Here is a 23860-nt window from a genome sequence, read left to right as displayed (position 1 = left end):
AAGTGTGTGTGTGTACCGTGACCCGCTGAAAGGCCGAGGTCGCGCCGTGTCACCTCCCGTTCTCGGGGCCGCGGTCCCCGCACGGCGGACCGGCCGGCCGACCTCCGGCCCGTACTCGTCCCGGGGCGGATGTGAAGACTCCGGGGAGGACCGCCGGGGGTCGCCGTCTCGGAGGCGTCGACCGGGCCCGCTGTCCGGACAGGACGGCGCCGCGTCCCGGGCGTACGGCTCGCTAGACCAGAAAGAGCAGTTGGACCGCCACGAGTACATCGATGACGCCGCACCACTCGGCGAACGTCCGGGAGACGACCGCGTCCCGCCGCAGGTGCACGAAGTCCCAGACGCCGTGGCCGAACCAACCGGCCGCCACCAGGTACCGGCCCAGGTCCGGGTCGACGGCCAGCCCGGCCAGCGCCAGCCCGCCGAAGAGGAACGCACCCGCCGCCTGCACCCCCAAGCCGGCCCGCCCGTGCGGAGTTCCGCGGACGACGCCCCACAGCAGGACGGCGAGGGCGAGGGCGACCAGCACCGTCGACGGCGCGAGCGCCTCCTGCAGGGGGATCACGAACACGGCCACCAGTCCGGCCCCGAGCACCGGCCAGGTGGCGCGCGGGTTTCCGAGCTGGTGGACGACCAGGTAGATCAGGGGCAGCAGCGGCAGGGTCTCACCGAAGCCGTCGACGGCGTCGGTGAGGTCCTCGGAGCCGGATGCGAGCACGTTGAGGGCGGCGAGCGCGAGGGCCAGTGCCGTCGGCCAGCGGCGCCTGAGGATCGCGGCCGGGTGCGGCCGCTGGGCCGTCGCGTGCGGGTGGTGTGCGTGCATGCCGGGCTCTCCTCGGTACGGGGGCGGGGTGTCCGCTGACGCTTTCAGCCTCCGTCCCGGCGAAGTCCGCCAGTAGTGCCGGATCCCCATGCGGGCGGGTGGGGTTGTCACGACCTCGCATGACATTTGTCATGCGGCCTGCGCCACAATGGCCGGATGGGGGACGGGGCGATCGAGCAGGGGGCCGCGGGCGAGCAGGGGGCCGCGGGCGAGCAGGGGGCCGCGGGGCTGACGGGCCTTCGGCGCTACATGTGGTGGACCGTGCCGGGCACGACGCTGGCCGTCCTGGCGGTGCTGGTGGGCGGGTGGCTCCTGGACGGCGACGTTCCGCTGTGGGCGCGTGTCCCGGCCGCCGCCGCCCTGGCGGTCGAGTTGGCAGCGAGCGGGGTCCTGCTGGGCCGACGACTGGCGTGGCTGCCGGTGCCGGACGCGCACCCGCGCCCGCCCGTGGGCCGGCTGACCGTCGCGGTCGCCGCCGGAGTCGTGCTGGCCGTATGTCCGTTGGCCGTGCGCGACTACGGGCTGTGGCCGGTGGCCCCGGCCGTCGTGGTGGCGGTCGTCGCCACGTACCTGCCGCCGCGCCGCAGGCGGGCGCTGGTCGCCGCCGCGGTGGCCCTGGCAGCGTTGCCCGGCGGTGTGGTCGGTCTGGTCGCGGGGGACGTGGAGCTCGCGTACGCCGCGCTGTTCCCGCCCGGGCTGGTCGCCTTCACGGCGTGGGTGACGCTCGGGCCGCTGTGGGCCTGGGACACGGCACGGCGACTGGACGCGGCGCGGCGACTGGAGGCGGAACTGGCCGTACGGGAGGAGAGGCTGCGGTTCGCCGCCGATCTCCACGACATCCAGGGCCACCACCTCCAGGTCATCGCCCTGAAGGGCGAATTGGCGGAACGCCTCGTCGAGGCCGACCCGGCGCGCGCCGCCGCGGAGTTGAAGGACATACAGCGGCTGGCCGCGGACGCCCTCAGCGACACCAGGGCCGTGGTGCGGGGGTACCGCCGGACGTCCCTGGACGACGAGATCACCAACGCGACACGGGTGCTGGCGGCGGCCGACATCGACACGGCGCTGCGGCTGGACCCGGCCGCCGTGGCCTTCGGCCTCCCGGACTCCGCACGTCACCTCCTCGGTCTGGTGATGCGGGAGGCCACGACCAACGTCCTCAGGCACAGCCGGGCGCGGCATGCCGAGGTCGACTACCTGATCAGTGGGGGTCTCGCCCGCCTGCGGGTCGGCAACGACGGTGCCGACGCACACCCGGCGGCCCCGGACGGCACGGGACTGCGCACCCTGGCCGAGCGGCTGAGTGCGGCCGGGGGAGAGCTGACGTGGCGCCGGGACGGTGACCGCTTCGTGGTCACGGCCGCGCTGCCGGTGAACTCCCCCGCGCCACCCGGGGCGTCGGCCACCGCGGACGGAGCCGCCCGATGATCCGACTGCTGATCGCCGACGACGAGGACCTGCTCCGCGGCGCCCTGGCCGCGCTGCTCGGGCTGGAGCCGGACCTCACCGTCGTCGCCGAGGCGGGCACCTCGACGGAAGCGGTACGGCTGGCCCGTGAGCACCGCCCCGACATCGCGGTCCTCGACCTGGAGATGCCGCCCACCGACGGGCTGCGCGCCGCCGAGGAGATCCGGGCCGAACTGCCCACGCACGTCGTCCTGATGACGCGGCACGCCCGGCCCGCCGTGCTGCGCCGGGCCCTGGCGGCGGGGGTGCGCGGCTTCGTCCCGAAGACGACTCCGGCGGCCCGGCTGGCCGAGATCATCCGGGACATCGCCGCCGGGCGCCGCTATGTGGACCCGGACATCGCCGCCTCCGCGCTCACCGAGGACGACTGTCCCCTCAGCGACCGGGAGTTGGAGGTCCTGCGTGCGGCCCGCACCGGGGCGTCCGTCGTGGAGATCGCCGCTGAGGTCCACCTGGCGCCCGGCACCGTGCGCAACTACCTCTCCGCGGCCATGGCCAAGCTCGGCGTGCCGACTCGGCACGCGGCCGCGCACCGAGCCTGGGAACAGGGCTGGATCTGAGCGCTCACGGGCCTTCCGGGAGCGAAAAGTTTCGCGGAACCCGACCGCTCTTCCTGACGGCGAAGCGCCTGGCGCATAGTGAGGACGCTGTGCTCCGGCCTCACGAAGGGACGCGATGACACACAAGAAGGCGCTGGTGGTCCGGGGTGGATGGGAGGGGCATCAACCGGTCCGGGCCACGGAGTTGTTCCTGCCGTTCCTCCGGGACAACGGCTACACCGTCCGGGTCGAGGAGTCGACCGAGGTCTACGCCGACTCCACCGAGATGGCGGACACCGATCTCGTCGTGCAGTGCGTCACGATGTCGGAGATCACCGCCGAGCAGGTGTCGGGGCTGTGCGCGGCGGTCGTGGCCGGCACGGGCTTCACCGGCTGGCACGGCGGCATCGCCGACTCCTTCCGCGCCTCCAGCGACTATCTCCACCTGGTGGGCGGCCAGTTCGCGACCCATCCGGGCAAGGAGCCCTGTGAGCGCCGGGGGGTTCAGGAGGACTACTACCTGCCGCACGTGATCGCCATCACCGATCTCGGCCGTGAGCATCCCGTCACCGCGGGCATCGAGGACTTCGAACTGCACACCGAGCAGTACTGGGTGCTCCACGACGACCTGATCGACGTCCTGGCCACCACCACGCATCCGGCTCGCCCGTGGCAGCCCTGGCACCGCCCGGTCACCTCACCGGCGGTGTGGACGCGCAGGTGGGGCGCCGGGCGCGTGGTGGTGACGACTCCGGGGCACAGCCTCGACGTGCTGGAGCACCCCCCGGTCCGTACCGTCATCGAGAGGGGCATGCTGTGGGCGACCCGCACCGCGTCGGGGTCGTAGGTCTCGGCGTCATCTCCCGCGCCTACCTGGACACACTGATCGGCCATCCCGCCGCACGGGTCACCGCGGTCGCCGACCTCGACGCCTCCCGGTCGGCGGCCGTCGCCGCCGAGTTCCCCGGCGTCGAGGCGCTCACGGTCGGCGAGTTGCTGAGCAGCCCGGACGTGGACACGGTGCTCAACCTCACGGTCCCCGCGGCCCACGCCGAGATCGCCCTCGGCGCGGTCGGCCACGGGAAGCACGTGTACGGGGAGAAGCCGCTGGCCGCCGACTTCGGCGCCGCCCGTGCGGTGCTGGAGGCGGCGGCGAAGGCGGGCGTCGGGGTGGGGTGCGCGCCCGACACGGTGCTGGGCACCGGGATCCAGACGGCGCGGGCCGCGGTGGAGGCGGGCCGCATAGGGCGCCCCCAGTTCGCCTCGGCCGTGATGGTCACCCCGGGGCACGAACGCTGGCATCCGCACCCCGACTTCTACTACACGGCCGGGGGCGGCCCGCTGCTCGACATGGGGCCGTACTATCTCGCGTCCCTGGTGCATCTGCTGGGTCCGGTGCGTGCCGTGACCGGCGCGGCGGGCCGGCTGCGCGCCGAGCGCGTCATCGGGTCCGGGCCGCGTGCGGGCGAGCGGATCCCGGTGGAGGTGGACAGCCATGTCACCGGTGTGCTGGAGCATGTGGGCGGCACGTTGACGACGCTCACCACGAGCTTCGACGGTGTGGCCACGACGGCGGCCCCGATCGAGGTCCACGGCGACGCGGGGACGCTCGCCGTCCCGGACCCCAACCGCTTCGACGGCGACGTACGGCTCTTCGAACTCGGCGGTGCCCGGTGGCGCACCCTCCCGCCGTCGGCGGGCTACGTCGACGGCGCACGGGGCGTCGGGCTGCTCGACTTCGTCGCCGCCACCGGACAGCGGGCGCCGCGGGCGGGCGGTGAACTCGCCCTGCACGTGCTGGAGACGATGAGCGCCCTGCTGCGGTCCGCGTCCGAGGGCCGGCGCGTCGAGCTGACGACGACGGCCGAGCCGCCCGTGCCGGTTCCGCTGACTGCCGCCGAGGAGTGGCGGGGGCGGGCCGCTCCGGGTCGATACAGCTAGGGTCTGTCGTTTGGATCATGCCGGCGTCGCGGGGCCTGGCACGCACGGCCCGGCGACTGCGGCGCGGGTGTCAGTCCACCGGCCACGTGTGCGCGGCCGCGTTGAGGTGCATGTAGTCCATGTACGCCGTGGTCATGCGCCGCAGCGCCTCGCTCCGGTCGCCGACGCCGCTCTTCTCCAGGTGGTGCACCGTCTCCGCCTGCCACAGGGCGCCGTTGCGGGCGGTCAGACACCGCTGCTCGACGATCCCCAGCAGGGGTTCGCGCCACGCCGTGTCCAGGCCGGCCAGCTCCAGGCCGCGGTGGGCCAGCGGCAGCAGGCGGCGCAACACCAGTTCCGTGACGGGGACTTCGCCCATGCCGGGCCAGTACAGGCGGGCGTCGATGCCGTCACGGGCCGCGGTGTGGAGGTTCTCCTCGGCGACCGAGAAGGACATCCGCGTCCAGATCGGCCGGTCCTCGTCGACCAGGGCGCGGGTGAGGCCGTAGTAGAAGGCGCCGTTGGCGATGATGTCGGCCACCGTGGGGCCCGCGGGCAGGACCCTGTTCTCGATGCGCAGGTGCGGGCCGCTTGCGGTGACGGCGTAGACGGGGCGGTTCCAGCGGTAGATCGTGCCGTTGTGCAGCGTGAGTTCGCCCAGTTCCGGGACTCCCCCGCCGTCGAGCGCGGCCTGCGGGTCCTCGTCGTCGCACAGCGGCAGCAGCGCCGGGAAGTAGCGCACGTTCTCCTCGAACAGGTCGAAGACGCTGGTGATCCACCGCTCTCCGAACCACACCCGGGGCCGTACGCCCTGGGCCTTGATCTCCTGGGGTCGGGTGTCGGTGGCCTGCTCGAACAGGGGGATACGGGTCTCGCGCCACAGTTCCCGGCCGAAGAGGTAGGGCGAGTTCGCCGCCAGGGCGATCTGCACGCCCGCGACGGCCTGCGCCGCGTTCCAGTAGTCCGCGAAGTCCTTCGGGGCGACCTGGAGGTGGAACTGGGTGCTGGTGCAGGCGGCCTCCGGGGTGATGGTGTCGGCGTACGTCGACAGCCGCTCCACGCCGTCCACCGTGATCCGCAGATCCTCGCCGCGGGCCGCGAAGATCTGCTCGTTGAGCAGCCGGTAGCGCGGGTCGCCGGACAGGGCCGTCTCGTCGACGTGCCCCTCCCCGAGGGTGGGCAGGATGCCGATCATGATCAGGTGGGCGCCCACCGCCGCGGCGCGGTCCTCGGCATGGTTGAGCGCGTCGCGGATCGCCTGCTCCCAGGCGCCGGGTCCGCCGGTGGTCAGCTCCCGGGGCGGGATGTTGATCTCCAGGTTGAAGCGGCCCAGCTCGCTCGACCAGGCGGGGTCGGCGATGGCCTGGAGGACCTCGGTGTTGCGCATCGCGGGCAGTCCGTCGTCGTCGACCAGATTGAGCTCGATCTCCAGCCCGACCCGGGGCCGCTCGCTCTCGAAGGTCGACTCGCGCAGCATCTGCGCCAGCACGTCGAGGCAGGTGTGCATCTTCTCGCGGTACCGACGGCGATCCTCCCGCGTGAACACCAGGGCCGGTACGTCACGTCCCATCGCGCCCTCCGAGTTCCCTCGGCGGATACCTGTCGTCCCAGCGTCGCACTTCGGGCCGCGCCCGGACAGTCGGCGGGCGGTGACAGGCCGCAGCGGGCGGCGCGCAGGCCGGTTCTCGCCCCCTCGTGGCGCCAACTAATTTAGGTTAGCCTCAGCTAAGAACGAGCGCTGTGATCATCGCGTGGAACGGCTCCGTCGGGCCACGCCGGCACAACGGGAGACGGGGTCCATGACCGTGCGGGTCGCAACGTCCGAAGGCAGTGGCCGCGTCGCCGGGGAGCCCACGGGCGAGGCCGGGAACGCGACCCCGGGCGCCTCGGGGATTCGCCCGGCGCAGGAGCTCCGGGGCCGGGCGGTCGTCGTCAAGTACGGCGGCAACGCCATGGTCGACAGTGCGCTGCAGCGGGCGTTCGCCGAGGATGTCGTGGATCTGTGGCACGCGGGGCTGCGGCCCGTCGTCGTGCACGGCGGCGGTCCCCAGATCAGCGCGATGCTCGACCGTCTCGGCTTCGAGTCCCGCTTCGAGGCCGGTCTGCGGGTGACCACCCCGGAGGCCATGGAGGTGGTGCGCATGGTCCTGACCGGCCGTGTGCAACGGGAGCTGGTCGGCCACATCAACGCCCACGGGCCCTTCGCCGTCGGCCTGACCGGCGAGGACGCGCACACCATGACCGCCGTACGGCGACCGGCCTGGGTGGACGGCAGACCGGTGGACATCGGTCTCGTCGGCGACGTCGTCGAGGTGAACCCGCGCGCGGTCCACGCCCTCCTGGAGCAGGGGCACATTCCCGTGGTCTCCCCCGTGGCCCGCGGTGCGGACGGCCAGGTCTACAACGTCAACGCCGATCTCGCGGCCTCGGCGCTGGCCGTGGGCCTCGACGCCGCACGTCTGGTCGTCCTCACCGACGTGGAGGGGCTCTACGCCGACTGGCCGCACAGCACGGAGGTGATCGCCCGTCTGACGGCGCACGAACTGGACGGGCTGCTGCCGGGTCTCGCCAGTGGAATGCTGCCCAAGATGGAGGGCTGCCTGCGGGCGGTCCGGGGCGGCGTGCGCAAGGCGCAGGTGCTCGACGGCCGCGTCCCCCACGCACTGCTGCGCGGCGTCCTGGACGACAACGGCCCCGGCACCACGGTCGTACCGGACCACGCCCCGGACGGCCGCGGTGTCGCCGTGTGACGGGCGATGACCTCGCCGCCGACTGCGCGGCGCGGGTGCCCGGCTCCGTGTCTACACGGGCGCGGGCGGCCGCGGCATCCGGGCGAGGAGGCGGGCGTTGCGTTCCGGGTCCAGCGACTCGACCCAGGAGGAGGGGGCCAGGCGCGCGCTGGTCGGCGCGAACCCGTGCCGCAGGAACAGGGCGCCGTCCCCGGTCGTCGCCGTGAACAGGGCTCCCAGCGCCTGCGCACGCGCCCTCGTCAGCACGGCACGCAACAGCCGGGCGCCCGCTCCGTTGCCCTGTCTGTGCCGGGCCACGCAGAAGTTGTACAGCACGCCGGACGGGCCGAGGCCGTGCTCCGGCTCGGCCGGGTGCACCCGTAACCCCAGGCAGCCCGCCAGGGTGCCGTCGGGGGCTTCCGTCACCACGAAGTCGGCCGCGTGGGCGGCGTAGAGCGAGAGCGGTCGTGCGCGCAGCGCTCCGGAGTCGACGAACGGCCGGGACAGGGCGGCGAGGGCCGCCGCGTCCTCCGGGCGGGCGGGGCGCACGGCCGGCGAGGCCGCGGGACGGACGTGCCGCAGGCCGGGGGCGGGGCGCGGAGCAGCCGTGGTCAAGGCTTTCCCTTCATGGCGCGTGCTTCTCGCTCTCGCGGCCTTCGACGTACGTCGCCACCACCTCGATGTCACCGATGCGGGCCGTGTCGACACGGCGCGGGTCGTCGCCGAGGACGACCAGGTCGGCGCGCTTGCCCGGGGTGAGGCTGCCCGCGCTGTCCTCCCAGTGGCAGGCGAAGGCACCGGCCACGGTGTAGGCGCGCAGGGCCTCGTCGACGGTGATGCCCTCCTGCGGGCCGATCACCCGGCCCGAGGTGGACGCGCGCTCGACCATGAACTGGACGGCGCGCAGCGGGGATCCGTCGGCGACCGGCCGGTCCGAGCTTCCGACCAGGGTGATGCCGTGATCGAGGAAGCCTCTCCCCCGGTACAGCCAGGGCGCGCGCTCCTCTCCCATGATCGCCGCGTAGTCGTCGCCGTAGTGGCGCAGGAAGTTGGGCTGGACGACCGCACTCACCCCGAGCCGCGCGAAACGGGGGAGCTGGTCCGGGCGGATCAGGCCGGCGTGCTCGATGCGGTGACGGGCCTCGGGCCGGGGGCGCAGGCGCTGGGCCCGTTCGAGTGCGTCGAGGGCCACGTCGGCCGCGCGGTCGCCGATGGCGTGGACGGCGAGCTGCCATCCGGCGAGGTGGCCGTCCACGATGAGGTCGGTCAGCGCCTCGGGGTCGTCCTGCAACTGGCCTGCGTGGTCCAGCCCTTGGTACGGGCTGCTCAGGGCGGCGGTGCGGGCCATCATGCCGCCGTCGGTGTAGACCTTCAGCGCGCCGACCGAGAGCCAGTCGTCGCCGAAGCCGGTCCGCAGGCCGAGGTCCAGCGCCCGGGGGATGCCGTCGCTGCGGTGTGCGGCGACGGGGCCGAGCCGGTCCGCGGAGACCATGAGCTGCACCCGTAGCGGCAACAGGCCCTTTTCCCGGGCGAGTTGGTAGGCGCCCAGTTCGACCGGACTGTGACCGAAGAGGGTGCCGCCGATTCCTGCCTCGGCGCAGGCCGTCACGCCCTCGGCCAGACAGGTGCGGGCCGCTCGTCCGATCGCCTCGGCCAACTCCTCCTGGGAGTAGGGCAGCCGCAGCGCGCGGGCGGCACCCATGGCGCCCTCGGCGAGGAAGCCGTCCTCGTGCGGGAGGCCGGCGGGGAGCAGATCGAGGACTGCGGAGTTGACGACGCAGCCGTGCCCGGACTCGTGCAGCATGAAGACCTTGTGTCCATGGCTGACCCTGTCCAGTTCGGCGGCCGTCAGGTGGCGTCCCAGGGCCCGCTGGTCGTAGCCGGCGATACTCACCCACGCGCCGGGCGCGTTCGTGCGGGTGACGGCCCGCTCCACCACCGCGAGGACGTCGTCCACGCGTGTGCGGCCCGCGACGCTGGGCGTGATCTGCTTGAACCCGGTCCAGGGCAGGTGCACATGGGCGTCGATGAAGCCGGGCAGCACCGTGGCGCCCTGAAGGTCGATCACCTCGCGTGCGGGAAGCGAGGTCACGACCTCGTCGAGTCCGACGATCCGGCCCCGCCAGATGCCCAGGTCGTGGGCGACGGGGTGGTCCGGATCCATGGTCACAAAGCGCGCGTTCGTCAGTCTGGCGCAGAGCATCGGCGCAGATCCGGGTCAGGCGTCCTGGGAGGCGGCGAGGGACCGGGGTCGCAGGTCGGTCCAGTGGGTCTCGACGTAGGCCAGGCACGCGTCCCGTGAGTTCTCTTCGAACACGACCGTCCATCCTCCGGGTACGGCGGCGAAGGACGGCCACAGGGAGTGCTGGCCCTCGTCGTTCACCAGGACCAGGAATCGGCCTTCGTTGTCGTCGAAGGGGTTGGTGCTCATGCTCGGAGCCTCCTAGGGTCCGACGGGGCAGGTGACAGCCCGTCATGAGATGGAAGACAGACGTGAATTAGGTTAGCCTTGCCTAATTCCGGGAGCTTAGTCCGTGCCGCTTTTCCTCACAAGGAGATGTTCATGCGCCTGGCCGATACGGAGATCTCCTTCGACGCGTTCGGCCTGCCCGGCGCACCGGGCACCGCCGAGTTCTGGGCCGCGGCGAGGACACCCGCGTCGGTGCCGACCGACGACGGCGGCTGGCTGACCCTCTTCCTGTGGCGCGGCTCCGCGGCGAGCATCGACTTCGAGAGCTGGTCGGAGCCGGTACCCCTGCGCCGGTACGGCGACACGGACTGCTGGTACGCGCAGGTGCCCATGCCCGCGCGGCTGCGGGTGACCTACCAGCTCGTCGTGGACGGCGCGGCGTACGCCGACCCGTTCAACCCGGCCGGCGCCGGCGGCGACCGGTCCATCGCCGCGACCCCCGACGCCCCGGAGCAGCCGCACTGGCCGCTGGTCGGTGCGGACGACGTGCTGCCCGTCCCCCGCACCCGGATCCGCTGGGCCAGCGCACGGCTCGGTGGGCGGCGCACCGTGCGCGTCCATCCGGCGGGCGGCGGCGGACCGGTGGTCCTGCTGCTCGACGGGGACGACTGGCTGTATCTCCACCCGGCCATGACCGCCTTCGACTCGGCCGTCGCCGCGGGCGAGATGCCCGCCGTCACGCTCGTCTTCCTGCCGGCCCGGGACAGGGAGGCCGAGTTCGCCTGCCGGCCCGAGCTGTGGGAGGCGGTCCGCGACGAACTGCTGCCGCTGGTCGCGGAATCCGGTGTCCGGGCCGACCCGGACCGGCTGGTGGTCGCCGGTCAGAGCCTCGGTGGGCTGAGTGCCGTGTACGCGGCCCTGGAATTCCCGGAGCTGGTGTCCCGGGTCGCCTGCCAGTCGGGGTCGTTCTGGTGGACGCCCGACGCCCTCGGGCAGCCGGATCCGCTGGGCGGGCCGGTGGGCGGCGCCCTGGCGGCACGGCTGCGGCAGGGGCCCGACCTGGCCGGTCTGCGGGTCGCGTTCGACGTCGGGGAGCACGAGAGGCGGATGCTGCCCCACTGCGAGCTGACCGAGACCCTGACCGAGCAGGCCGGTGCGACCGTACGGGTGTCGCGCTCGGCGTCCGGCCACGACCGGGCGGGCTGGCGGCAGGCGCTGCTCAGGGACGTCGCCTGGGCCCTCGGACAGCCGGTTGCGGACCGGCCCGGACAGGACCCCGCAAGCGCCTCGCGGGGTCAGCGCGCCACCGCCAGGCAGTAGTCCTCGTCGCCCGCGAGCAGGTTGCGGTGCGTGTCCTCGGCGGTGATGACGCCGTCGTTCAGGACGAGGACCCGGTCGGCGGCGTCCAGCAGGGCCGGGCTGCTGGTGATCACCAGCGTGGTGCGGCCCCGGCGCAGCTTGGCGACGTTGCGCGCGATGAGCTGCTCGGTGACCGCGTCGACGGCCGTCGTCGGATCGTGAAGGACCAGGACGTCGGTGTCGGCGGCCAACGCGCGTGCCAGGGACAGGCGTTGACGCTGTCCGCCCGAGAGGTTCGCGCCGCGGTCGCGGACGGCGTAGTCGAGTCCCTCGCGGTGCAGGGCGACGACGTCGGTCAGCATGGACGCCTCTACGGCCTCGGCCACCGTCCGGCTGGTGCCCGAGGGGTCGATGTTCGAGCGCAGGGTGCCCGCGAAGATCTCCCCGTCGTACGGGTTGACCAGCAGATGCGCACGGACCGCTTCGATCGACAGGTCGGCGAGCGCACGCCCGCCGACCCGCACCTCTCCCTCGTACGCGCCGGGCGGGACGTGCACGGCCAGGAGCGCCGCGAGGTCGGCCGCCGCGCGCGGCTGGTAGGCGGCGATCGCCACGAACTCCCCGGCGGACACGCGCAGTGTCAGCTTGCGCAGGCTTCCGTGGCTGACGCCGTCGACCTCCAGGTCCCCGCCCGCGGCCGGGCGTTCGGCGCCCGGTGTCATCACCAGCGGCGCGGACAGCACCAACGCCATGCGCTCGGCCGAAGCGCGCGCGATCATCACGTACTTGGGCATCTCCGAGAACATCTTCAGCGGCTCGATGATGAACTGCGCCAGCCCCACGGCCATGACGAGTTCCCCGATGCTGATCCGGCCGTCGAACGCCAGCACGCCCGCCGTCAGGGTCACCGCCGCGGCGAGGACGGCGTTGAGGGCGAGCGCCGTGCCCGCGTACACGCCGTTCACCTTGGCCACGGTGACCGCCTGGTGCTTCGCCTCCGTGCTGACCGCCCGGTAGGACCGGAAGGCCGCGTGGTTGCCGCCGAAGCCGTGCAGCGGGCGCAGGCCGATGATCAGGTCGGCGACCTTGGCGCCCGCCCGCGCCACCCGGGCCTGCTGTTCCTGCGTACTGGCTCCGATGCGCTTGGACATCACGCTCAGGATCGACAGGATCGCGACGGTCCCCACAATCACCAGCAGCCCGAGCCGGAGGTCGGCCATGCCCAGCGCGATCGCCGCGACCAGCACCGCGACGAGCGAGCTGACCAGCAGCGGCACCACCTCGATGATGTCGGCCGTCTGGTCGGCGTCCTCGGTGGCGATGGTCAGCACCTCGCCGGACTTCAGGTCGACGTCCCGGGCCACGGGCTGCAGGCCGCAGGCCGCGACCCGCACCCGCCAGCGGTGTGCCTCGGTCGTGTTGGCCTTCTGAAGGATGCGCATCCCGAAACGCCACGACAGTGACACCGTCGTGATGATCACGGCCAGGGCGGCGACGGACAGGCCGAGGGCGCCGGGGCTGCGGTCCCGCATCGTGTGCTCGACGATCAGGCCGAGGGCGATCGGGAAGGCGGTCTCCCCCGCCTGGTACAGGCCCATGAGGAAGGTGCCGCCGGCCATGGCGCCCACGTTGCGGCGCAGAGCGGTACGGAGGATGTCGGACCCCGTGCGGGGCCGCTGCGTGTCAGGCGTTGTCATCGAGGTGGCGTGCAATCGCTTCCGGGGTGCGCAGGGTGAACAGGTCTCGAATGCTGATCACGGGACCGTACTCGCGGCGGAGCAGCCCGATCAGCCGCACCGCCAGCATGGAGTGTCCGCCGAGGGACACGAAGTCGCTCACCGCGCTCACCTCGTCGTCGTCCAGGTCCAGTGCTTCGGCGAAGAACTCGCACACCACGGTCTCGGTCTCCGTCCGCGGGCCCCGCTCCCCGACCGTGGTCAGCGCGCCCAGCGGCTTGGCCTCCGGCAGCGCCTTGGTGTCGGCCTTCCCGTTCACCGTCAGCGGGATGCCGTCGACCTGGGCGTAGTGCGTCGGGCGCAGGAAGTCCGGTAGTGCGCCGCCCACTTCGGCGGCGACCGCCGTGAGGTCGGCGCCGTCCAGCACCAGGTAGGCGGCGAGCCGGTACGCCCCGTCGACCTGCGGGTCGGGCTGGGCGACCGCGGCGGCGAACCGCACCGCCGGGTGGGCCGCGAACGCGGCCTCGACCTCGCCGAGTTCGACCCGGTGGCCCCGGATCTTGACCTGCTGGTCGGTGCGGCCCAGGTACATAAGGTTGCCGTCGGGTCGTCGGACCACCAGGTCGCCCGTGCGGTACATGCGTTCACCGGGCTCGCCGAACGGGCAGGCCACGAACCGGTGCGCGGTCTGGGCGGGCTGCCCGAGATAGCCGCGTGCGATACCGATGCCCGACACGTACAGCTCGCCGGGAACACCGTCCGGCAGCGGCCGCAGCCACGGGTCCAGCACGTACACGTCCGTGTTGTCGATCGCGACGCCCACCACCGGGTCCTCGCACTCGAAGGTGCCGACACCGAGGGTGTTGATGGTGTACTCGGTGGGCCCGTACAGGTTGTAGCCGACCGTTCCCTCGGTCTTGGCGAGCCGCTGCCACAGCGTCGGGGTGACGGCCTCGCCGCCCAGCAGCACCAGCGGGGGCCGGCGCTCCGGGTCGTCCAGCAGGCCCTCGGCCACCAGTTGCTGCGCGTAGGTCGGGGTCACGTTGACGACGTCGATCCCGTGCTCCAGGCAGTACTCCACGAGGCGGGGCGCGTCACGGCGCAACTCCTCGTCACAGATGTGCACTTCGTGCCCGTCGGCGAGCCACAGCAGCTCCTCCCACGACATGTCGAAGGCGAAGGACACGGTGTGCGCGATGCGGAAGATCCGGTGACCGTGCTCCGCCAGCACCGGTTCGAAGATCCGGCGCTGATGGTTGACCAGCATGTTGGTGAGCCCGGCGTACTCGGTCACCACGCCCTTGGGCTTCCCGGTGGACCCGGAGGTGTAGATGGTGTAGGCGGGGTGCCGCAGCCGGTCCGGGTCGTCCGGCGTGAACGTCACGAACGGTTCGGCCTCGGGCAGCGGGCGGTCCAGCTCGATCAGGTCACCGGGCAGGGCGGTGAGCCGGGGCGACACGGCGCTCACGGTGAGGATCACGTCCGGACGGGAGTCCTCGACGATCGCGGCGATCCGCTCGTCCGGGTGGTCCAGCTCCAGCGGCACGTACGCGGCACCGACCCGCAGCACCGCGAACAGCGCCACGATCGAGTCGAGCGAGCGCGGGACGGCGAGACCCACGGTCGTCTCCGGCCCGATGCCACGCCGGGCGAGCACGCCCGCCACAGCTCGGCTGCGGTCCCGGAGCGCCGCGAAGGTCATGGTGGATCCGTCGGCGACGAGAGCGACCCGCTCGGGGGCGCCATCCGCCGCCCGGTCGAAGCGGTCGACGACGGTGTCCGTCCCGATGTCCGTGCGCTCGCCCCGCGCGGGCACCGGCCCCAGGCCCGGCAGCGCGCCGACCGGACCGGTCGCCCGGGCGAGGTCCTCCAGGACGCGCAGGTAGTCGTCGAGGAGGCGGCGGGCGCCCGCCGTGTCCTCGTCCCGGTACTCCAGCTTGACGGTGAGCCGTTCGCCGGGGGTGACGACCCAGGTGAACGGATAGTGCGTGGAGTCGTCGGCCTTCACCGAGGTGATGCCGTGCCGGGCGTTCATCTCGGCGAACGCGTCCAGGTCCAGGAAGTTCTGGAGCACGAAGAGGTTGTCGAACAGGGTGTCGTGTCCGCTGGCCCGCTGGATCTCGCCCAGCCCCAGGTGCTCGTGCTCCATGGCGTCGACCCGGGCCGACTGCACGGCCGACAGGTAGTCGCGGACGGTGTCGTCCGGCCGGGCCCGCGTCCACATCGGCACCGTGTTGAGGAGCACGCCGACGAGGTCGGACAGCCCTTCGCCGTCCCGGCCGGAGACGGTCACGCCGAACACCGCGTCGCCGCGGCCCGTGCGGGCGCCCAGGAGGAGGCCGAAGGCGCCGGTCAGGACGGAGTTCAGCGTGACGCCGTGGGCCCTTGCCGCGGCCCTGAGCAGCTCCGACCGCTCCGCGGACAGTGTGTGCACGAGGGCGCGTGGAAGGTCGTCGGACAGAACCGGCGCCGGACCGGCGAGCAGGGTGGGGCCGGTGAGTCCGGCCAGGTGCTCCGCCCAGAAGCGTTCCGATACGGCGGGGTCCTTGGCCGCGAGCGCCCGGGCGTGGTCCTCGAAGCTCGGCGTGACCGGGACGGGGTCGAGGGGTTCGCCCGAAAGGCGCGCCCGGTAGGCGTCGAACAGGTCACGCAGCACGATCTCGCGGGACCAGCCGTCCCACAGCAGCAGGTGGTAGCTGAGCAGCAGACCGTCGCGGTCGCCGGGCAGACGTACCACCGTCAGTCGGATCAGCGGCGGTTCACCGGGGTCGAACCCCGTGTCGCGGTCCCGCGCGCGCAGGGCGTCCACCTCGGCGTCCGTCGACAGCTCGGTCGTACGGACGTCGACCCGTCGCCCGGCCCTGAGGACCTGAACGGGGTTGCCGTCGGCGTCGGTGCCGAAGCCGGCCCCCACCACCGGGTGCCGCGCGATCACGTACGCCATCGCGTCGGCGAGGGCGTCGGTGTCCAGACGCCGGTCGAAGGTGAACCAGCTCTGCGCGACGTAGTGTCCGGCCGAACCGGCCATCTGGGCCTGGAAGAACAGGCCCCGCTGGAGCGGGGTGACCGGTGCCGTGCGTTCGGCCAGGGCGCAGGCGTCCGCGATGCCTTCCAGCGCGCCGCGCCAGTGCTCGGTGAGCGCGTCCGGGACGCCGTCGGCGAGCGTGAACTGCGCGCACAGGCTGCCGGTGGCCTCGTCGAGCCAGGCGTTGACCTCGACGGCGTACGGGCTGCCCTGGTCGCCGCCGGTGATGCGCACCGCCTGTGCCTCGCTGCCGCGGCCGAGGTAGTTGAACAGCACCTGCGGGCGGGCGGTGAGCAGCGGGGCCGTCTGCGGATTGAGGTACCTGAGCCGGCCGTAGGCGACGTGCGCGTCCTCGTCCGGCTGGCGTTCGGCGACCTCGCGGGCCGCCGCGACGGGGTCGGTGTGGGCGGTGAGCCGTACGGGCGCGATGGAGGTGAACCAGCCGACGGTACGGGTGTAGTCGTGGTGCGCCCGTGCCGGGACGCGGCCGTGCCGTTCCAGTTCGATCGCGAGGTCGGTGGGTGCGGGCTGGATCCGGGTGAGTGCGGTGCGCAGGGCGCCGCACAGCAGTTCCGTGAGGCCGACGCCGAGCGCGGCGGGGGCGGTGCGGGTCACGCGGTCGGTCGCCTCGGGCGGGAGGACGACGGTGGCGTGGCGCGACCCCTCGACGGCGGGGAGCAGCGGGGGCGCCTGGAGCGTGCTGATCCACCGTCCTAGGTCGTCGACCGCGTGGCCGGACTCAAGGGCCAGGGCTTCGGCGTATTCGGCGTACGACGTGGTCGGTGGGGCGAGGGGCTCCCCGCGCAGGGCGGCGGCCAGGTCGTCCAGCAGGATCAGCCAGGAGACCGAGTCGACGGCGAGGTGGTGCACGGTGACCACCAGGGTGCGGCTCGCCTCCAGCCAGGCGAAGGCGACGACGTCCCCGGACTCGGGGTCGAGCCGTCCGGCGGCCTCGTTCGCGGCGGCCGTGGCGTCGGTGGCCGGGTCCGGCCGTACGACGGTGATCTCCCGGGCGGGTTCGGTGCCGAGCGCCCACACACCGTGCTCGACGCGCAGCCGCAGCCGCAGGGCCGGGTGGGCGGCCACGACGGCGTTCGCGGCGCGTTCGGCGTCGGCGAAGCCGGTGCCCTGCGGTGCCACCAGCGTCCTTGCCTGGGCGAACCGGGTGAGTGAGCCGCCCAGTTCGCGCTGGCGCAGGATGATCGGCGTCGGCGTGATCGGTCCGTCCTCGTGGCGGCCGGCCGGCACCGGGGCTCGTGGGGTACGCGTCGCCACGTGCTCGGCGAGTGCGTGCGGGGTCCGCAGCAGGAACACGTCCCGGGGAGCGATCGTCAGACCCCGCGCCCGTGCCCGGTTGACCACCGTGATGGCGACGATGCTGTCGCCGCCTGCCCGGAAGAAGTCGGTGTCACCGTCCACTTGGGTGCCGGGCAGTGTCTCGGCGAAGATGCCGACGAGTGCCCCCAGCGCCGAGTCGCGCACGGCGGCATCCGTGCCGTTCCCGGCGACGCCGGGTTCGCCCACGGGCGTGTCGTCCCGCGCGGCCCGCTCGGCCAGGGCCTTGCGGTCCAGTTTGCCGTTGACCGTCAGGGGCAGCGCGTCGACGGGCAGGACCCGGCCCGGGACCATGTGCGCGGGCAGCTTCGCCGACAGCAGCGCGGTGAGGTCGGCGGGTACCCGGCCCACGACATGCGCGACCAGGTGATCGCCGTCGGCGGCCACCGTCACGGCGGCGTCGACCACTCCGTCGAGGTCTCTGATCGCCGACTCCACCTCGCCGGACTCGATGCGGAAGCCCTTGAGTTGGACCTGGTCGTCCGCGCGGCCGACGAACTCCAGCTCGCCGTCGAGCGTACGGCGGGCGAGGTCGCCCGTGTGGTACATGCGGGAGCCGTCACCCGTGAAGGGGTTCGCGACGAACCGGCTCGCGGTGAGTCCTGCCCTGCCCAGGTAGCCGAGCGACACCTGGTCTCCGGCCACGTAGATGGCGCCCACCCGGCCCGGCGGCACCGGCCGCAGCCGGTCGTCGAGGAGGTGGGTGACGAGGCCGGGGATCGGACCGCCGATCGGGCTGACGTCGTCGCCGAAGGAGAAGTCGTCGTCGGTCAGCACCCGGTGGGTGACGTGGACGGTGGTCTCGGTGATGCCGTACATGTTGACCAGCTCCGGCGAGCCGGTGCCGTGTCGCTCGACCCAGTCGCGCAGCCGGCCCAGGTCCAGCGCCTCGCCGCCGAAGACGATCCGGCGCAGGGCGGGCAGCGGCACGTCGGCGAGCCGGTCCGCCTCGGCGAACTGGTAGAAGGCCGACGGGGTCTGGTTGAGCACGGTCACCCCGCGCTCACGGACCAGCCGGTGGAAGTCGACCGGGGATCGGGTCAGCCCGTACTCCGGCACCAGCAGCTCCGCACCGTGCGCCAGCGCGCCCCACATCTCCCACACGGCGAAGTCGAAGGAGAACGAGTGGAACTGGACCCAGACGTCGTGCGGGCCGAACTCCATGTCCGGCCGGGTGTTGGCCAGCAGGGTCACCACGCTGGAGTGCGGGACGACGACGCCCTTGGGCCGGCCGGTCGACCCGGACGTGTAGATCACGTAGGCGGGGGTGTGCCAGCCGGCCTCGGGGGCCGGCTCGGCGCCGGGGGCGGCCGGCGGCTCCTCCCCCTGCACGAGCACCCGGGCCTGCACGTCCGCCCGCTCCAGCAGCTCCGTGAAGCGGTCGCGTTGCTCGCGGTCCACGAGAACGACCTGCGGGGCCGCGTCGGCGAGGATGTACTCCAGGCGTTCGTCCGGGTACGCGAGGTCCAGCGGTACGTACGCGCCGCCCGCGCTGACGACGGCGACCAGGGCGACGACCTGTTCCGGGGAACGCGGCACGGCGACGGCGACCCGCTTGCCGGGCCCGACCCCCGCCGCGCGCAGGCTCGACGCCAACTCGGTCTTCGCCGAGGCGAGTTCGCCGTAGGTCAGGGACCGGGTGGCGCCGTCCAGAGCGCACTGCGTGACGGCGGTGGCGGCCGGGTCGCGACGCGCGGCGGCGTCGAAGAGCGCGCTCAGGGTCGTCGGGGTGATCCGCTCGGGGCGTCGGTCGCCCGCGGCGGCCAGTTCGTCGACCGGGGCGTCGGGCCGGGTGAGCAGGGCGGTGAGAACCGAGGTGAACGTGTGCAGGACGGCCCGCGCGCTCGTCTCCCGCAGCAGCTCTCCGTCGTAGATCAGGTTGAACCGCGGGCGGCCGTCGAGCGCGCGCTCCACCACCAGGGTCAGCGGGTAGTGCGGAGCGCCCTCGTTGACCAGGCCGCTGATGACCAGCGTGTCACCGGGCCGCCGCAGGCCCTCGACGTCGGTGGCGACGTCGAACACCACCAGGGTGTCGAACAGGGAGCCGGCGTCGGCCTGGCGGCCGATCCTCGCCAGTGAGACGTGTTGGTGTGCCAGCACCGCGCTCTGGTGTGCGCGCACCGAGGCGAGCAGTTCCCGGGCGGTGGTGCCACGGGTCCAACGTGCGCGCACGGGGATGGTGTTGATGAACAGGCCCACCATGTCCTCGATGCCGGGCACGTCGGCGTCGCGCCCGGAGACCGTGGAGCCGAAGACCACGTCCGTGCCGTGCAGGATGCCGCCCAGGGTCACCGCCCAGGCGCTGTGCACGGCCACGCTCAGCGGTACTCCGGCCGTGCGGGCGGCCGCGTCGATGTCGAGGTCGGTGTCGGCGCCCGGGTCGACCGCGGTGTCGGCGAACCGGTCGGACGGGGTGTGCCCCTCGGCGACCAGGGAGGGGCCGGGCAACTCGGCCAGTTCGGCACGCCAGACCCGGTCGCTCTCCTCGTCGTCGCGTCCGGCGAGCCAGGTGACGTAGTCGGAGAAGCCGCCGACCGGGTACACGGTCCCCGGCGCGTGGTACTCGGCCAGCAGGGCCCGGAGCATGGGCGGCACCGACCAGCCGTCGGCGATGATGTGGTGGACGGTCTGCACGAGGACGGCGCCCCGGCCCGGGCCGCGGCGGATCAGGGTGTAGCGCATCAGCGGGCCGGTCGCCAGGTCGAATCCGGTACGGCGGTCCTGCTCGGCGTACGCGCGTATCTCGTCGTCGGTGATGCCGGGGCGGTCCACCGCGGTGAAGGGCGCCTCGACGCCGTTCTCCAGTACGGAGACCACACGGCCGTCGGCGAGGGCCACGAACCGGGCGGCGAGGTTGGGGAAGAGGGCGAGCAGCCGGGTGGCCGCCGCCGCGAGCCGGTCGGCGTCCACCTCGCCGTCCAGGGTGAGCAGTTGCTGTTCGACGTAGGCGCCGGCGGAGTCGTCGTCGAAGACGGAGTGGAAGTACAGGCCCTCCTGCAACGGGGTCAGCGGCAGGATGTCCCGCAGCGCCGGGCCGTCCAGGGCGTCGACGTCCGCCTGGGTGAGCGGTACGAGGGCGAAGTCGCTGGGGGTGTGGCCACCCCGGGGGTCGAGGGCGGCCAGTTGGGCCAGGGCGGTACGGAAGTAGCCGCCGAGGGTGGTGATGTCCTCGTCGGTGAACATGCCGTCGGGCCAGGAGATGGTGGTGACCAGCTCGTACGCGCCGCTCGCGGCGGGTTCGGCGATCGCGTTGAACTCCAGGGCGCGCGGCAGGCGCATCCGCGGGTCGCGTCGCTCACCCAGCTGGCCTGTCGTGCTGGCCAGTTGCCAGTCCTCGCTGGAACCGGCGTCGAAGCGGCCGAGGTAGTTGAACAGCACCTGGGGGGCCGGCGCGTCGAACTCGGTGTGCGTCAGATGGCGCAGGGCCCCGTAGGACACGCCGTTGTCCGGTACCCGGGCGAGGTCCTCCTTGACCGCCTTGAGCGCGGCGGTCAGGTACTCGGGTGCGGTGAGGTCGGCGGCGGCGCCCGGGTCCACGGTCACCGGGAACAGGGTGGTGAACCAGCCGACGGTTCTGGCCAGGCGGGGTTCGAAGCCGGCGGAGGCCGCCACGAACTGGGCTTCGCGGCCGTGGCCCTCCAGCTCGATGTGCGCGAACGTCTGGTCCTGCCCGAGATCGCGGCGCCACCGGGCGAGGGCGACGGCGAGACCGGTCAGCAGCACGTCGTTGACGCCCGCGTGGAACTTCGCGGGGATCACGCCGAGCAGCGCGGCGGTGACCTCGGGGCCGACCGAGACGGTACGCAGCCGCTCGGTGGCGACGGTGTCGGACTCGGACAGGGCGCGTCGGCCCACCGGCTGGTCGTCCCCCGGCAGGGGCCTGCGGTAGTAGGAGCTGTCGGCGTCGAACGCGGCGCGCTCCAGCAGCTGCGTCCAGCGCCGGAACGAGGTGCCCACCGGGGGCAGCTCGATCGGCGTGCCGGCGCTGAACTGACGCCACGCGGTGGCCAGGTCCTCCATGAGGACCCGCCAGGACACCCCGTCGATCACCACGTGGTGGGCGACCAGGACCAACTGCCGTGCCTCGCGGCGCCAGACCGCGCGCAGCATCACTCCGCGGTCCGGGTCCAGCCCCTCGGTGGCGAGGGCCACGCACGCGTCCAGCGGCCGGTCGCTCTCCTGCCATCCGAGGACGGCGCCCTCCGCCTGCGGGATGTCGAAGCTCCAGTGCTCACCGCGCACCAGCCTGGCGCGCAGCATGTCGTGATGGCGGACCACGGCGGTGAGGATCGCGTCGAGCGCGGTGGCGGTCAGTTCCGGCGGGGTGTTCAGGACGACCGACTGCACGAAGCCGTCGATCGCGTCGGTGGTCTCGCCCAGCCACTGCACGATGGGGGAGCCCACGACGGCACCGGTGGCGACGTCGCGATGGTCCGCGGTGGTGACGTCCTCACGGCTCGCGACGGCCGCCAGCGCCCCGACGGTGCTGTGGGTGAAGATCTGCCGTGCGGTGACGTACAGCCCGGCGTCGCGCAGCGCGCTCAGCAGGGAGATGGCGAGGATGCTGTCGCCGCCGAGCTGGAAGAAGTCCTGGTCGACGCCGACTTCTTCGAGCCGCAGCACCGAGGCGACCGCCGCGCACACCGCGCGTTCGGCGTCGGTGGTGGGCTGCGCGAGCGTGCCCGTCGCGACCGTGGGCTCGGGCAGTGCGTTGCGGTCGAGCTTGCCGTTGGCGGTGAGCGGGAACCGCGTCATCACGACGATGTGGGCGGGCACCATGTACTCCACCATGTGCTCGGCGGCCCACGCCCTGACCTGGTCCGCCCGCAGGTCCTCGTTCCCGGCCGCCGGGATGACGTACCCGACGAGGTAGGTGCCGCCGGCCGTGTTCTTCTTGGCGACGACGCAGGTGTGCCGGACTCCGGGGTGCTCGGCGAGTCCGACCTCGACGTCCTCGATCTCCAGGCGCATGCCACGGATCTTGATCTGGTTGTCGGCGCGGCCGAGGAAGTCCAGCGAGCCGTCCGGGGCGAACCGGGCGAGGTCACCGGTGCGGTACAGCCGGGAGCCGTCGTCGGCGAAGGGGTTGGCGACGAAGCGGGAGGCCGTCAGACCGGGCGCGTTGACGTAGCCGCGGCCCAGGAGGAAGCCGCCCACGTAGAGTTCGCCGCCGACCCCGACCGGGACGGGGCGCAGTTCGTCGTCCAGGACGTACAGCTGGGTGTTGGGGTTGGCCTTGCCGATCGACGTCGACAGGCGTTCGGCGGCGCCCCGGTAGATGACGTGGGAGACGCCGATCGTCGTCTCGGCCGGGCCGTATCCGTGGTACATGGGGATGTCGAGCTTGGTGCGGAACCTCTCGTACAGCTCCGGGGTCAGTACCTCGCCGCCGCACCACACGTGCCGCAGGCTGTCCAGGCGGTCCGAGTCGCCGGCGATCTCCAGCAGCACGTCCAGCATGGACGACACCAGGTAGGTGAAGGTGACGCGCTGCTCGGCGATCACGCTGAGCAGGTGGTGGGGGTCGCGTTCACCGCCGGGCCGCAGCACCACCAGTCGGGCGCCGGACACCAGCGGCAGGAATATCTCGTTGATGGAGATGTCGAAGGACAGGGGCGCCTTGAACAGCGAGGCGTCGTCGTGGCCGAAGCCCAGGATCTCGTGCACCTGCCACAGCAGGCGCTCGCTGATCGCCTCGTGCCGGATCATGGCGCCCTTGGGCCGTCCGGTCGAGCCGGACGTGAAGATGACGTAGGCGAGGGCGTCGCCGTGGACGGTGACCCCGGTGCCGTGCGTGGGGTGGGAGCCGTGGCGCCAGTCGTCCAGGTCGACGGCCACCGCTTCCGGTTCGCCCGCCGTGTGCTCGCCCGAGGCGTTGAGCTGGACGACGACCCGGGCGTCCTCGATGACGACGGCCCGGCGTGCGGCGGGCCACTGCGGATCGAGCGGCACGAACGCGCACCCTGCCTGCAGCACACCGAGCAGGCCGATCACCATGTCCGCCGAGCGGCCGAGGGAGATGCCGACGACCTGTTCGGCGGTGAGACCGCGTTCGATCAGATGGTGCGCCAACTGACTGGAGAGTTCCGCCGTCTGACGGTAGGTCAGCGAGCGGTGCTCGTCGACGACGGCGACGGCGTCCGGCCTGGTGCGTGCCTGCTCGCGGAACATCTCCACGATGGTCGGGCGGGCCCGCTCGGCGTGGGTGTCGTTCCACTCGGCCAGTTCCCGGAGCCTCGTGGTCATGTCGGACGGACCGATCGTGCCGAGCGGCCGGTCCGGGAAGTCGGCCAGGTCGTCCAGCGCGAGCTGGGCATCGGCCGGCTCGACCCCGTCCGGAACGGTGATGCTCAGGCCGTCCGCGCCGACCGCCCAACCGGCGGGCGCGGCACCGCCGTTGTCCACCCATCCGAGGACGTCGGCGAACAGGGTGCCGGGTGCGAGGTCGATGCCGTCGCAGCCCAGGCCCGTCGCCCAGTACGACAGGCCGATGGCGCATGCTTCGGTGATGGTCCGGTCGGAATAGTCGCTGGTGCGCCTGCGTACGCCGGCCAGGCGGGCGGGGGAAAGCCGTACGAGACGAGCACTCGGTTCCATCATCGAAGACTCAGCACCCTTTCAGGGAAACGAAAGCAAG

Annotated in this window: 13 protein-coding genes; 6 read left to right on the top strand and 7 right to left on the bottom strand. The window is 72.8% G+C overall.

The window, feature by feature from the left end; all coding sequences use genetic code 11:
* Positions 1-232: 232 nt before the first annotated feature.
* Positions 233-823 carry a hypothetical protein gene (locus tag ACFYNL_RS02095; RefSeq protein ID WP_388794977.1) on the bottom strand — a complete coding sequence of 197 codons (591 nt, stop codon included), beginning with the start codon at positions 821-823 and terminating at the stop codon, positions 233-235.
* A 156-nt stretch (positions 824-979) separates the two neighbouring features.
* Between ACFYNL_RS02095 and ACFYNL_RS02090 the strand changes: the two genes are divergently transcribed.
* The 4 genes from ACFYNL_RS02090 to ACFYNL_RS02075 all read left to right on the top strand — a co-directional run bounded on the left by ACFYNL_RS02090 (position 980) and on the right by ACFYNL_RS02075 (position 4770).
* The gene (locus ACFYNL_RS02090) at positions 980-2251 is read left to right on the top strand and encodes a sensor histidine kinase (protein ID WP_388794974.1); all 1272 of its coding nucleotides are present in this window, start codon (positions 980-982) and stop codon (positions 2249-2251) included.
* Positions 2248-2850 carry a DNA-binding response regulator gene (locus ACFYNL_RS02085; RefSeq protein ID WP_388794971.1) on the top strand — a complete coding sequence of 201 codons (603 nt, stop codon included), beginning with the start codon at positions 2248-2250 and terminating at the stop codon, positions 2848-2850. The genes ACFYNL_RS02090 and ACFYNL_RS02085 overlap by 4 nt, the downstream gene beginning before the upstream one ends.
* Positions 2851-2965: 115 nt before the next feature.
* A complete protein-coding gene (locus ACFYNL_RS02080; RefSeq protein WP_388794968.1) occupies positions 2966-3676 on the top strand; it encodes a ThuA domain-containing protein in 711 nt (236 codons plus the stop codon).
* Positions 3646-4770: a Gfo/Idh/MocA family protein gene (locus ACFYNL_RS02075; RefSeq protein ID WP_388794965.1), complete on the top strand. Its 1125-nt coding sequence runs from the start codon at positions 3646-3648 to the stop codon at positions 4768-4770. The genes ACFYNL_RS02080 and ACFYNL_RS02075 overlap by 31 nt, the downstream gene beginning before the upstream one ends.
* A 70-nt stretch (positions 4771-4840) precedes the next feature.
* Here the strand turns inward: ACFYNL_RS02075 and ACFYNL_RS02070 are convergent, their stop codons facing one another.
* Positions 4841-6319 (bottom strand): glutamate--cysteine ligase, encoded by a 1479-nt coding sequence (locus ACFYNL_RS02070; protein WP_388794962.1) that lies wholly within the window; start codon positions 6317-6319, stop codon positions 4841-4843.
* Between the two features lie 229 nt (positions 6320-6548).
* Here ACFYNL_RS02070 and argB point away from each other — a divergent pair, with 229 nt between their 5' ends.
* Positions 6549-7499 (top strand): acetylglutamate kinase, encoded by a 951-nt coding sequence (gene argB / locus ACFYNL_RS02065; protein WP_388794959.1) that lies wholly within the window; start codon positions 6549-6551, stop codon positions 7497-7499.
* A 51-nt stretch (positions 7500-7550) separates the two neighbouring features.
* Here the strand turns inward: argB and ACFYNL_RS02060 are convergent, their stop codons facing one another.
* The 3 genes from ACFYNL_RS02060 to ACFYNL_RS02050 are packed head-to-tail and all read right to left on the bottom strand — an operon-like array spanning position 7551 to position 9909.
* Entirely contained in the window at positions 7551-8093 is a 543-nt protein-coding gene (locus ACFYNL_RS02060) for a GNAT family N-acetyltransferase (RefSeq protein ID WP_388794956.1), read from the bottom strand.
* Between the two features lie 10 nt (positions 8094-8103).
* Complete coding sequence (locus tag ACFYNL_RS02055; protein WP_388794953.1) at positions 8104-9681, bottom strand: amidohydrolase; 1578 nt, start codon at positions 9679-9681, stop codon at positions 8104-8106.
* A 15-nt stretch (positions 9682-9696) separates the two neighbouring features.
* Positions 9697-9909 (bottom strand): MbtH family protein, encoded by a 213-nt coding sequence (locus ACFYNL_RS02050; protein WP_388794950.1) that lies wholly within the window; start codon positions 9907-9909, stop codon positions 9697-9699.
* Positions 9910-10041: 132 nt separating this feature from the next.
* On the opposite strand from ACFYNL_RS02050, the gene ACFYNL_RS02045 reads away from it, so the two are divergent.
* The gene (locus ACFYNL_RS02045; RefSeq protein ID WP_388794947.1) at positions 10042-11208 is read left to right on the top strand and encodes an alpha/beta hydrolase-fold protein; all 1167 of its coding nucleotides are present in this window, start codon (positions 10042-10044) and stop codon (positions 11206-11208) included.
* Here ACFYNL_RS02045 and ACFYNL_RS02040 read toward each other — a convergent pair.
* Together ACFYNL_RS02040 and ACFYNL_RS02035 are read right to left on the bottom strand one after the other, a co-directional pair.
* Positions 11184-12884 (bottom strand): ABC transporter ATP-binding protein, encoded by a 1701-nt coding sequence (locus tag ACFYNL_RS02040; protein ID WP_388794944.1) that lies wholly within the window; start codon positions 12882-12884, stop codon positions 11184-11186. The genes ACFYNL_RS02045 and ACFYNL_RS02040 overlap by 25 nt on opposite strands.
* Positions 12871-23823, bottom strand: coding sequence for an amino acid adenylation domain-containing protein (locus ACFYNL_RS02035; RefSeq protein WP_388794941.1), 10953 nt, complete (start codon positions 23821-23823; stop codon positions 12871-12873). The genes ACFYNL_RS02040 and ACFYNL_RS02035 overlap by 14 nt, the downstream gene beginning before the upstream one ends.
* Between the last annotated feature and the right edge of the window lie 37 nt (positions 23824-23860).

It is taken from the genome of Streptomyces sp. NPDC007808 (genome assembly GCF_042868655.1).
Taxonomy (GTDB): domain Bacteria; phylum Actinomycetota; class Actinomycetes; order Streptomycetales; family Streptomycetaceae; genus Streptomyces.
The sequence above is the reverse complement of the archived record's forward strand: the minus strand, read 5'-3'. Positions and strand labels throughout refer to the sequence as shown.

What these genes read in the sequence shown, in the direction of transcription:
- ACFYNL_RS02095 (WP_388794977.1), bottom strand. Translation starts at nt 823, where the DNA reads ATGCACGCACACCACCCGCACGCGACGGCCCAGCGGCCGCACCCGGCC.
- ACFYNL_RS02090 (WP_388794974.1), top strand. Translation starts at nt 980, where the DNA reads ATGGGGGACGGGGCGATCGAGCAGGGGGCCGCGGGCGAGCAGGGGGCC.
- ACFYNL_RS02085 (WP_388794971.1), top strand. Translation starts at nt 2,248, where the DNA reads ATGATCCGACTGCTGATCGCCGACGACGAGGACCTGCTCCGCGGCGCC.
- ACFYNL_RS02080 (WP_388794968.1), top strand. Translation starts at nt 2,966, where the DNA reads ATGACACACAAGAAGGCGCTGGTGGTCCGGGGTGGATGGGAGGGGCAT.
- ACFYNL_RS02070 (WP_388794962.1), bottom strand. Translation starts at nt 6,319, where the DNA reads ATGGGACGTGACGTACCGGCCCTGGTGTTCACGCGGGAGGATCGCCGT.
- argB (WP_388794959.1), top strand. Translation starts at nt 6,549, where the DNA reads ATGACCGTGCGGGTCGCAACGTCCGAAGGCAGTGGCCGCGTCGCCGGG.
- ACFYNL_RS02055 (WP_388794953.1), bottom strand. Translation starts at nt 9,681, where the DNA reads ATGCTCTGCGCCAGACTGACGAACGCGCGCTTTGTGACCATGGATCCG.
- ACFYNL_RS02050 (WP_388794950.1), bottom strand. Translation starts at nt 9,909, where the DNA reads ATGAGCACCAACCCCTTCGACGACAACGAAGGCCGATTCCTGGTCCTG.
- ACFYNL_RS02045 (WP_388794947.1), top strand. Translation starts at nt 10,042, where the DNA reads ATGCGCCTGGCCGATACGGAGATCTCCTTCGACGCGTTCGGCCTGCCC.
- ACFYNL_RS02040 (WP_388794944.1), bottom strand. Translation starts at nt 12,884, where the DNA reads ATGACAACGCCTGACACGCAGCGGCCCCGCACGGGGTCCGACATCCTC.
- ACFYNL_RS02035 (WP_388794941.1), bottom strand. Translation starts at nt 23,823, where the DNA reads ATGATGGAACCGAGTGCTCGTCTCGTACGGCTTTCCCCCGCCCGCCTG.